The 9,965-nt window shown below is 34.8% G+C and carries 13 protein-coding genes; all 13 read right to left on the minus strand.

Translation table 11 applies throughout. The features are described from left to right. Positions 1 to 144: 144 nt before the first annotated feature. The gene (locus Q0409_RS04630) at positions 145 to 516 is read right to left on the minus strand and encodes a hypothetical protein (RefSeq protein WP_298535594.1); all 372 of its coding nucleotides are present in this window, start codon (positions 514 to 516) and stop codon (positions 145 to 147) included. A gap of 4 nt (positions 517 to 520) precedes the next feature. After that, positions 521 to 952, minus strand: a complete 432-nt coding sequence (locus tag Q0409_RS04635; protein ID WP_298535596.1) for a hypothetical protein — start codon at positions 950 to 952, stop codon at positions 521 to 523. After that, positions 952 to 1,299 (minus strand): phage head closure protein, encoded by a 348-nt coding sequence (locus tag Q0409_RS04640; RefSeq protein WP_298535597.1) that lies wholly within the window; start codon positions 1,297 to 1,299, stop codon positions 952 to 954. Before Q0409_RS04640 ends, Q0409_RS04635 begins: the two co-directional genes overlap by 1 nt. Before the next feature lie 9 nt (positions 1,300 to 1,308). Continuing rightward, on the minus strand, positions 1,309 to 1,551 hold the full coding sequence (locus tag Q0409_RS04645) for a phage head-tail connector protein (RefSeq protein ID WP_298535599.1): 243 nt from the start codon (positions 1,549 to 1,551) through the stop codon (positions 1,309 to 1,311). Positions 1,552 to 1,572: 21 nt separating this feature from the next. Continuing rightward, the gene (locus Q0409_RS04650) at positions 1,573 to 1,956 is read right to left on the minus strand and encodes a hypothetical protein (RefSeq protein ID WP_298535601.1); all 384 of its coding nucleotides are present in this window, start codon (positions 1,954 to 1,956) and stop codon (positions 1,573 to 1,575) included. A gap of 21 nt (positions 1,957 to 1,977) precedes the next feature. After that, positions 1,978 to 2,274, minus strand: a complete 297-nt coding sequence (locus tag Q0409_RS04655; protein ID WP_298535603.1) for a hypothetical protein — start codon at positions 2,272 to 2,274, stop codon at positions 1,978 to 1,980. Between the two features lie 20 nt (positions 2,275 to 2,294). Continuing rightward, complete coding sequence (locus Q0409_RS04660; RefSeq protein ID WP_298535605.1) at positions 2,295 to 3,539, minus strand: phage major capsid protein; 1,245 nt, start codon at positions 3,537 to 3,539, stop codon at positions 2,295 to 2,297. Positions 3,540 to 3,545: 6 nt separating this feature from the next. Next, positions 3,546 to 4,229 (minus strand): HK97 family phage prohead protease, encoded by a 684-nt coding sequence (locus Q0409_RS04665; RefSeq protein ID WP_298535606.1) that lies wholly within the window; start codon positions 4,227 to 4,229, stop codon positions 3,546 to 3,548. Continuing rightward, positions 4,207 to 4,737 (minus strand): hypothetical protein, encoded by a 531-nt coding sequence (locus Q0409_RS04670; protein ID WP_298535608.1) that lies wholly within the window; start codon positions 4,735 to 4,737, stop codon positions 4,207 to 4,209. The genes Q0409_RS04665 and Q0409_RS04670 overlap by 23 nt, the downstream gene beginning before the upstream one ends. Positions 4,738 to 4,744: 7 nt before the next feature. Continuing rightward, a complete protein-coding gene (locus tag Q0409_RS04675; RefSeq protein WP_298535610.1) occupies positions 4,745 to 6,103 on the minus strand; it encodes a hypothetical protein in 1,359 nt (452 codons plus the stop codon). Positions 6,104 to 6,114: 11 nt separating this feature from the next. After that, a complete protein-coding gene (locus tag Q0409_RS04680; protein WP_298535612.1) occupies positions 6,115 to 7,374 on the minus strand; it encodes a phage portal protein in 1,260 nt (419 codons plus the stop codon). Positions 7,375 to 7,392: 18 nt separating this feature from the next. Further along, on the minus strand, positions 7,393 to 8,394 hold the full coding sequence (locus Q0409_RS04685) for a hypothetical protein (protein WP_298535614.1): 1,002 nt from the start codon (positions 8,392 to 8,394) through the stop codon (positions 7,393 to 7,395). Positions 8,395 to 8,400: 6 nt separating this feature from the next. Then, a partial coding sequence (locus tag Q0409_RS04690; protein ID WP_298535616.1) for a terminase large subunit occupies positions 8,401 to 9,965 on the minus strand: 1,565 nt, incomplete at its 5' end.

Consider the following 9,965-nt stretch of genomic DNA (forward strand, 5'->3'; position numbering starts at 1 on the left):
GACTTGCTGATTTCAGCTACAGGTGCAAGAACCTTAACAGCACCAGTTGTGTAGCCTTCACCAACATTATTGTTATCTGTCAACACTTCAGCAAAGACAAGATTGTCAGTTCCTCTGAATTCATCAACAAACTGTCCCATCTTTTTATACCTCACTTTCTAAATGTTGAATAAATAATATGTTCATTCCTCTACCTGTATGTGTAGCTTCATCTGACATTACATCATATCCATTACCATCAGGTATGAATCCCACACTTTTTAATGCTGATTTTGCTGTTAACAATACTGTGTTAACAAGTGTAGGATCAGAAGAATAAAAGTTTAAATCAAAATCCCAAATGCATTCAGTTTCTGTGTTGTCATAGAATGCTGAATCATTGGAAGAATTATTCCAAAAAGTAAAGAATGATTCTGGATATGGATCATCCCTGGATATAGATCCTTGAAGATATACAGGATAATCTTTGAAATTAGTATTCAAAGTATTAATTAAAAGTTCCTTAACATCTACCATCTTTCTATCTCCTATTAATGTTTACATATTCAGACATAACTTTTTGCTGCAATTCAGCAATTTCCTTTTGTGTCTTTGTGCCTTTTATAGCGTTATATAACTTAACATCCTTTGCTATTCTTGGTGTTCCATACATAACAAAAATTGAATGAAATCCACCTTTTTCCCGTAGTTTGAATCCGGCATCTACAGAAGCAACGCTTCCTAACCATTCAACCTTGCTATCTTTAATAATGGTCTTATACATTGCACCAGTTGCATAGCCTTTTAAACCTTTGTGTGCATACACATCAGCTGCAGTCACAAGATTGTCTTCTATCAATTGCTGTGTTTGTGACAAGGCATCATCTACAGCTTTTTTCAGGTCAGCACCTGATTTATCAACTGCATCAGCCAAATCACTAAATCCATCAAATGTTATTGACATCTTTGACATTATGCTTTGCCACCTACCTTTTTAACCTTAAATTGCAAATATTGATGTCTAAAATCTATATCTTCAGGTTTACTAACAATGTCATACACTTCACCAGTTTCACAGATATATACCTGACAATCTGCTTTGATGTCAGTTCTATACCATGTGTTTATCACTGCAGTATTGATTGTTGTTAATACTCCATTTGATATATTCTCAGTTCCACCAAAAGTCCTGAATGAACCAAAGAATTGACTACTTTGTTCAGGTGTGGTGTAAACTTTCTTTCCGGCACCATAAGGTGCTGTTGTTGTCGGCACAAGAAGTTTCATTGCCACATTGAAGGGTGCTGATGGTCTAAACATATTAACCACCTACTTTCTTAATGCAAGTTGTGATGCTCTCATTATGAAGTATTGTGAAAGTTTACCTTCACCAGCACCATAGTTCCAAAGATCTGCAACACCTCTGGCAATGACACCACTTGTCTGATTCGCTAAAGGCACACCAGCATCTTTCAAGAATTCTTGCACTTCAGTTATATACTGATTAAGTGTGTTATCCTGATAATCTCCTGTCACACCCAGGGCATTTTTAACATCTTCAAGCACTGCCATTGCCAGTCACCTTCTTTCTTCTTAGAATCCAGCCTTAGTGATTGTGATGTCACCAGTTGCTAAAACAGCCTTGTAAAGTGTTGATGCATCATTGTCAACATCTACACTACCGTCAGCCGGTGTTTCAGGTGTTCCATCAATTGAGAATCCAACATAATCCTTAGCAGCTAAGAAATAAATAGTGGATGCACTAACGCTTGATGCTGTTGCATCAATATCAAGTGATTTAACAGGCTGGTCACAGATATAAATCTTGCTATTAGCTGTTACCTGGAAGTTACCTTCAACATCCTTTGATGCGAGTTTCTCCAAGCTTGAATTAGCTGAAGCCTGTTTTAAGATTAAGCCATAAAGGCTGATTAAGTCTGTTTTTGTAACAGATACGATTCTATCATTGTTAATCATTTCTTTTTACCTCTCTTTCAATTAAAGTGATGCAGCTACCCACTTACCTTCAGCATCAACCTGAAGAACCATTCCAACATTGGATGCTGTAACCTGTGGAAGTTCAAGTGGAATTTCAGCTTTTCCCCACTTACCATTAACTACTGTTAATACATTACCATTATCAGCACTTTTTACTTTAGGAAGTTCAACAGTGCTTCCGGCAATACCAGCTAACTGCATAATCATTCCAGGAATAGTGCTTTCTTCAGTTACTTCTGAAGGATCACCACCAAGTGCTTCATAGAGTGCCTTTAAAGCTTCTACATTATCATTCATAGTTAGCACCTTCCTTTCTATTAGTTACTGGCTTTCTTCTTGATTAAGTAATATCCATTAGGATTAAGAACCTTACCATCTACAACTACAATTGCCTTATTAACCCATTCATTGGTTTCTTCATCAAAGTATCTTCTCATTGTGAAACCAAAGTTTTCATTGATTGCATATTCTTCAGGCTGCCAGAAGATACCGATTACATCACCAGCGTTTGCAGAATCAAAATCTGGAAGAATGTCAGGCTCTACAAGGCTAATATCTCTACCAAAGAATCTACCATTAGGATTAACAGCATCACCATCATTTACTTCAAGTCCTGTTGCCTGTCTAAATACAGGATTGTTATTAGCATCAGACATTGTTTCAAGATATGTTTCAACTGTTGAAAGTGGGAAGATAAACTCACCTGCTCTGTAACCTAAAGGTAATTTGCTGAAGAATTTTGTTCTCCATGCCTTCCAAGAATTAATATCAGAAGCTGTCATTTCAACAACATTTGTTACTCTAGCATCATTAAGAATACCTGTCATCTGTCCATCACCTGTACCATTAACAATGCCCTGATCCATAGCCTGAAGGTATGCAACAGCAATTACTTCAGCAATCTTTGTTTCAAAATCGTCAATAGTTACGATTGAAGAAACAAATGACTGAGCAATTCTGATTTCAGCTGTGTAATAGCTGAAAGATACCTTACCAAGCTTATCAGTCTTCTGTCTTGGAGAAACTGTTGATTCATTAATCCACTTAAATGATGCCTGAAGTGCGCCAATAGGGAAATCAACACCACCCTTAACATTCATCTTTCTAACCTTGTTGTAAAGATTGCCATAACGCTTTCTTACTGTATTGATAACTTCATTCATGATAGTTAAAGGAATAGCAGCACCCGTTTCATCTGTACTGATTACCTGACCTCTAATTTCTGAAGGAAGTTTTGTTCCATTCTGAACATATGCCTTGAATGCGTTTCTGTATTCCATGGATTCAAGAACATTTTCAGCATCACGCTTTTCTTCTGCCTTAAATGAACCTTTAACCATAGGATTAACAAGTTTAGCTTCAGCTGGAACAGCTGATCTTGCTTCTTCAGTTTCAATTTCATTAAGCTTTGCTTCAGCTTCCTTAATCTCTGTCTGAAGTTCTTCTGCTTCTGCAGTTAATGATCTAACTTCATTAACATCCTGTGATGCCTGAATCTTAGATCTAATCTCATTGATTTTCTTTGACTTACTCTCAATAAGTTTCTTTAAATAGTCTTTCATTTTTGATTACCTCACTTTCAATAATGCTTCAAATTTTGCTTTTTCAAGCTCTATTAATTGTTTATCACTATCCAGTGTTCGCTTTGCACTCTCCAGTGCTAACTTTGCATTCTCCAATGCTTCTTTATTTCTTACGCTGATTGAAGTATCTTCATATGCCGGAAAAGTTACAGCACTTACTTCAACAACATTTGAAATCTTTCTAATGTGTCTTGTTGGATGTTCAGAATCAAGGTCTGACCATTCTTCATCATCTATACTGAACATAAATGACATTCCTGTGATGTCACCTCTTTCAACAGCTGAATAAAGGTTTCTTGCATCAGAATTATTTTTAACATCCAGATTAACTCTAATTGACATTCCTTCTGCATCAACCATTAATTGCATAGTGCTATTAGCATTGTTATTTCTTGACCTTGCTAAAGGAATCTTTGATACATCATGATTAACCAAAAATCTTACATCCCTTAAATCAGCACCATCCAATGCACCACGCTCTATAATTTCATCAAACCAACCAAGGTCAGTTTTGCTGTTATAAACAACAGGTCTGCCGGTTAATACACCAACTTCATCTTCATTCATTTCAGCTCTGATCTCAAAGTTGTATGATCTCTGTTCAAATTCTTTTTCATTCATGCCCATTTTCGTGTTTGTCCTTTCTTTAGCTATAAATAATTCGGTCATTTAATATCAAATTAAATATTAGGTCCATACCTGAATTATTTGTTATTGTCACACTATGCTCATTAGTTCCAACTGTAGCAAATTGAAGTGTAAATAAACCAAAATGTGTTGAATCTTCATAATGCAAATAACTTGTTTTATATTGAGTATATTTATCACTATAATTAATAAAATAAGTATCTGGAGTTCCAGCACTTGGTTTTTTTGCAGAATGTATAAAAAGTGAAGACCATTCTCCTTCATAAGTTAAAGTTTTTGAAGCACCATTAGTTACTACAATTCTAGTTGTTGGTGTTTGTCCTGAATTATCATAAATAAATTCAGTATAGTGAGTATTTGAAATCTTTCTACTATTCAAATCCAAAATATCCTTGACAGTCATATTTTGACCATCAACATACTTAATTTCAGAAGATGTTAATTCAGTCAATTTCTGTCTTGCTTGAACATCAACTATTTCATAGTTATCATCACCAACTTGTAAAAATCCCATTGACTTATTAGCCATAACTTAATCACTCCATTCCTAAGCTTACTGTGTAGACACCATCCCACTGACTTATTAAGTTGCCGGTAGGTAAATCTATTTTGAAATTATCACCCATATATGAATCTATAGCTGTGAAAACAGTGTTAGCTGTATATGACATTTCAATACTTGCAACAGTGTCATCATTACTCCATACATTAGATATGGATGCTGGTAATTCTGGCATTTCTGATCCGTCAAAGTCTATTGATTCATACTCATTCATAGCAAATGATGTTGCATAATCATTTACTTCTAACTGTGGATATACTTTTTCATTTACATATGTATTTGTATTTGGCACTGTAACAGATGCTATGCAGCTTGAAACCACCTTAGAAAGTGAAAAGCTTTTCTGTTCATTTAATGCGTTTACAGTTAATGTTGATTCATCTATAAATGTGAAGTCTAATCTTACAACTACACTTCCAAGTGCTTTATTACTTGACAAGGTATAAACCTTACCAGTTGTAAAGCAGTTCTTGTCTATTTCACAAACGGTTTGTGCATTGGAATCTGTTGATGTTCCTGTTGCACTTATGCTTCCATCCTGATTCTTAGTAAATGTAATGCCCTTTGATACAACCTGATTATCAATCAAGTCTATTCTGAACAGGTTCTTATTACTAACAGCTATTTCTGCGGAAGCAATAGCCTGACTGTTTGAATCATAAAGTTTTAAGTCTTCAACAGCACCAGGAACAGCATCAACTACATGAATCATTTTTGCTGTCACAGTCTGAACCACTTCATTTTGTGCAACAATAGTTAAGTCAACTGGTTCTGATCCGTCATAAGTATTACCATTGATAGTCAATGCTTCAGGATTAGGAAGTTCAGTAGGAATTAATGCATCCACTTGCTGTTTTGTGTAATAGTCATCTGGATTAAGAATTCCAGCCTGGTCAATAAGTTTAAGAATATATTCAATAATGTCAGGATTCTGCTGTTCAACAATTTCTGTTGTTTCAAGTCCCTTAAGAACAGGTAAAGAATAAACAGTTGTGTTGAATTCCTGAACCACTACAGAATTACTGTCAAACTTTTTAAGGCATACAATAAACTGTGTTAAACCTTTATACATACAAGCTGATCTGCCTACCAACCAAGTGAATGTCAAATTATCACCTGAAACAGTGACATCATCAGCAATGTATAAGTCACCATCACCATGTGCATTCATATAATTGACACGCACTTCAAATTCTGATAAATCAAATCCACAGTATGTCTTAGGCATCTGGAATTCTATTTTTTTAACATCATCATCAGATTCAACACCTAAAAGTGTTAAGTCTGAAGGAATTGACATTGTTCTTAAATCATTATCAATAATAATTGGCATTTTAATCACCTCTAAATGCTTATGTCTTTTGATTCATCCAATACTTCCATGTTCACATTTCCAATCTTACCCATCTGGTAATCTGCAGCCATATCAGCATCAACCCAGTTAAGTGACATATATCTTTTACCTTCAAGTTCAGGAAGTGGAAACAAACCAAACATTGTTCTTTTTTCATTCTCAAACAAGGCACCGGTAGGTGCTAACATATTAACCAATTCAAGTTTCTGTGTTGTGGTCATAAAGATTAAGTCTTTAGGATAAAACTTAACCTGATTACCAAATGACCTTTCACGATCTGTGAAGCATTTCTTTGTGAATGCCTGACCTAATGCAATGATTAAAGGTTCGAGTGCTTTTTGATAAAATGCTTCATACTGTTCTTTTGAATAATCACCAGTTAATATAGCAAGTGAAATTCCCCAGTTTCTTAAAATCTTTTCATCAATGAATTTAAGTGTAGGTTCATCAACCATCTTTATATCTTTAGGGAATGGAATTAATTCACCCTTAAGGTCAAGTGGTAAAAATCCACTTACATTGTTTCTAAGATTGTCTTCAAGTTTATGAATAGCATCAATCATTGATCCGTCATCAAGTAATGTATTGTACTTAATAACACCATTAACTGCATAAGATGAATTCATAGCCTTTGCAATTCCCTGAAGCATTGAATGATTAAGTTCCAAAGTTTCAAGAAGTCCTTTATGATCTGGCTGACCAAATCTATTTCCACCCATATATTCATTCATACCATATTGGTATCTAATATGAATTACATCATCATAAGGGATTGTAGTGTTTTCACCATTCCAAAAATAAAACTTAACAAATAATCTTCCAGATGCATCTTCAATGAAATCAACCTGTGTAGGATTAATTGGATATAGTGCTTCATAATATCTTTTTTCAGCACCTGTTTTCTTATCAACCCATGTGTAATAAGTTGGAATGATAAAAGCATTGAAGTTAAGCAATAATAACCACATTGTTTTTTCAATAAATTCACTTGTAGTCATTAAAGGATTAGGATTATTTAACACTTCCTGAAGATCTGACATAACAGGTGACACATCATTGTTAACCACTCTAATGTGTGCCGGTTTCAGTTTCTTCATTTCATCCACTATGCACTTTAAAGCTTGTTGAACAACATCTGATGCATAGATGTCAGTTCCAAACTGTGAATATATAGGCATCCAACCATCAAATGTTGGTGCATATTTTGAATTTTTAGGTGATTTTCTAAAAAACTTATCAAACCAACTCATTTTTAAAAACTCCTAAATTTATTTTGAAACAACATTTACTTCAACATATGTTGCTTTAGTACCAGATGTAGCTGCCCACAACCATAACTTTATTTGTGATGCTGACGCTGATTGAATTGTTGCACCTGCTATATCATTACCACATAGAGAACTAACTGTAATTGAATAGTATGAATTTAAAGTTACAGGTAGGTTTATATCAAAAGTAGAAGTTCTATATTTCAAATTACCAATAGAGCCATTATAGTTAATACTTGCATAAGCGTGATAATGTAAATGATAAACATTAGCACTATCTTTATAATAATGCCAATTCCCTGATGTTTTCCAATCGTGTTTTGGTTCTTTGCTGCTATCTGTTGCACTTCCGGCTGTGTTTGCATAATTACAAGATCCGCTTGAAGTGATAAATCCGGCACCATTAGTCAATTGATTTGTATTTGTTGGAACCTCAATATTTGCTGTCGCATCACCAGATTGATTAGCAGTAAATGTTGCAACATTTGTTCCATTCTTTTGAATGGTCAATTTGCCATTATTGGCAGCGGCCGGAATTGTAGGTTGTCCAGTTAAATCTGCATAAGCACCAGTAAACGCAACAGTCTTTAGATCACTAAAGAATTTCTTTATTTTTCCAAAGATTACTTTCAGACTATCCCCTGAATCAATATTTGTTCTGGATGATGCTTCTGTAAATGTGGCATAGTTATCAGCCACATTAATATCATCTGCTTCTATAAAAGACTTAAGTCCTATAACATCATCAGCTGTAATACTACCTGTTTCATATCTGAACAATTCATAGTTATATTCAGATAATCTTTTAAGTCCTATATTTCCATCTAAGCTGTCAATCTTAACTATGCTGATATTATGACCACTTATTGTTGTGGTATATGTTCCTGAACCAACCCAGTTAGATGAATCAATTTCAGTGCTATTGATGAATAATCTATTTGTTCCATCATCTATACTGGCAAGTAAATCTTCACCAGTTACAATCTGAAGTTCATTATTCATGCCTTATCACCTCAAAAAATTCTGCAGTTCAGTCTTATACCTTCTTAACATTTCATAACACATTACAGCTGAAAGTGTTCCATCAATTCTTCTTGATGCTTGACCTTTTATCTTAACGGGCATCAGATGTCCTGTATCAAATACCTGTACTGATGTGTTAGTTAAACACCATTTATCAATTGGATTATCATTGAACCAAACTGACTGATCTCTGATGTCAGCTTCCAATAATCGCATTGGTGAAGTTAAGACATATCTGTTTTGATAAACCATTTCAGTTTCAAATCCATAGTCATTCATACGCTTAAGAAATTCTTTAGCAAATCGTTGGTCATATCCACACTTGAATAACCTGATTCCATGATCCTTGTAAAGCTCATAAAACCAATCAGCTACAGTGGCAACATCAACTTCATTACCTTCTGTGATTCTAAGAAGTCCTTTTCTTGCCCATTCTTCATACTTAGCACCTGATTCTTTATCATCACTTGTTTTAAGCTTTGATTCAGGAATCCAATACATAGAATAGATATACTTCTTAGAATCATTAGCCTTAAGCATAAGCACTTTGGCTGAACACATATCTGTAGTTTCAGCCAAATCCACTCCACCTACTGCCATAGTATTACGAAATGAATCAAGTTGGTATGCGCTTGAAAAGTCCAACAATTCGCTCATAATCCACGCTTCACTATTTGATACCTTGAAGTTAAAATCCTTGGATAATGTGAACATTCTGTCAGCCTTTGACCTTCTGGCTGCATCCACCTGTTCTTGTAAATAATCCCACCTTTTGATAACACCAAGTGAAGGGTTAGACTTAAACCAACTATCTGGATTTTGCCACACTTCCTGTTCACTATCTTGGGTGTAAAGCCATGGAAGATACCTTTCAGCACTAATGCTGTCATCTTCACCTGATAATATCTTTCTTGCTTTAATCAGTTCTTCATCCAGGAATCCACCATTAACAAATCCTTCAGTGGTGATTAGGATCAACTTTGGATTAGGTTTAAGTGATTGTGATTGTTCAATAGACTTAATGATGACATTGTCTTTCATTTCATGTACTTCATCCACTATTGCAAAATCAATATTTCTACCTTCCTTGTTTCTGGTTCGATCTGATAATTTGAACACCTTTGAATTATTGATCTTACACTTAATCCATTGTTGATTCTTCCAAGTGTCCTTTTGTTTGGAATCAATCATTAAGCGCATTGTATCAATTGCCTGGTATAAAATATTAGCCTGGTTATCATCATTACTACTGCAGACAATATCTGATCCTTCATTTCCCATAATCATTTCAGTCAGGGCCATAGCTGAACAAGTTTCAGACTTTGAATTTTTCCTGGCAATTAATAATAAAATCCTTCTAAATCTGTCAGTTCCATCCGGCATCTTAAATCCATAGACAACAGATATGAATGCCTTTTGCCATAACATAAGTTTCATAGGTTTGCCATAAAAAGGTGATTTTGTCAGTTTGACACAATGTTCCATGAAATCCATTCTGTCATCTGCATCAGTACAGTCATAGACATATCTGTCATCATCCAATTCTTCCA

The sequence above is a fragment of the uncultured Methanobrevibacter sp. genome (assembly GCF_937898925.1).
GTDB lineage: Archaea > Methanobacteriota > Methanobacteria > Methanobacteriales > Methanobacteriaceae > Methanobrevibacter.

Coding starts and splice junctions, on each gene's coding strand:
- Q0409_RS04660 (WP_298535605.1), bottom strand. CDS start 3,539: ATGAAAGACTATTTAAAGAAACTTATTGAGAGTAAGTCAAAGAAAATC.
- Q0409_RS04675 (WP_298535610.1), bottom strand. CDS start 6,103: ATGCCAATTATTATTGATAATGATTTAAGAACAATGTCAATTCCTTCA.
- Q0409_RS04645 (WP_298535599.1), bottom strand. CDS start 1,551: ATGGCAGTGCTTGAAGATGTTAAAAATGCCCTGGGTGTGACAGGAGAT.
- Q0409_RS04680 (WP_298535612.1), bottom strand. CDS start 7,374: ATGAGTTGGTTTGATAAGTTTTTTAGAAAATCACCTAAAAATTCAAAA.
- Q0409_RS04665 (WP_298535606.1), bottom strand. CDS start 4,229: ATGACCGAATTATTTATAGCTAAAGAAAGGACAAACACGAAAATGGGC.
- Q0409_RS04655 (WP_298535603.1), bottom strand. CDS start 2,274: ATGAATGATAATGTAGAAGCTTTAAAGGCACTCTATGAAGCACTTGGT.
- Q0409_RS04685 (WP_298535614.1), bottom strand. CDS start 8,394: ATGAATAATGAACTTCAGATTGTAACTGGTGAAGATTTACTTGCCAGT.
- Q0409_RS04635 (WP_298535596.1), bottom strand. CDS start 952: ATGTCAAAGATGTCAATAACATTTGATGGATTTAGTGATTTGGCTGAT.
- Q0409_RS04640 (WP_298535597.1), bottom strand. CDS start 1,299: ATGTTTAGACCATCAGCACCCTTCAATGTGGCAATGAAACTTCTTGTG.
- Q0409_RS04630 (WP_298535594.1), bottom strand. CDS start 516: ATGGTAGATGTTAAGGAACTTTTAATTAATACTTTGAATACTAATTTC.
- Q0409_RS04650 (WP_298535601.1), bottom strand. CDS start 1,956: ATGATTAACAATGATAGAATCGTATCTGTTACAAAAACAGACTTAATC.
- Q0409_RS04670 (WP_298535608.1), bottom strand. CDS start 4,737: ATGGCTAATAAGTCAATGGGATTTTTACAAGTTGGTGATGATAACTAT.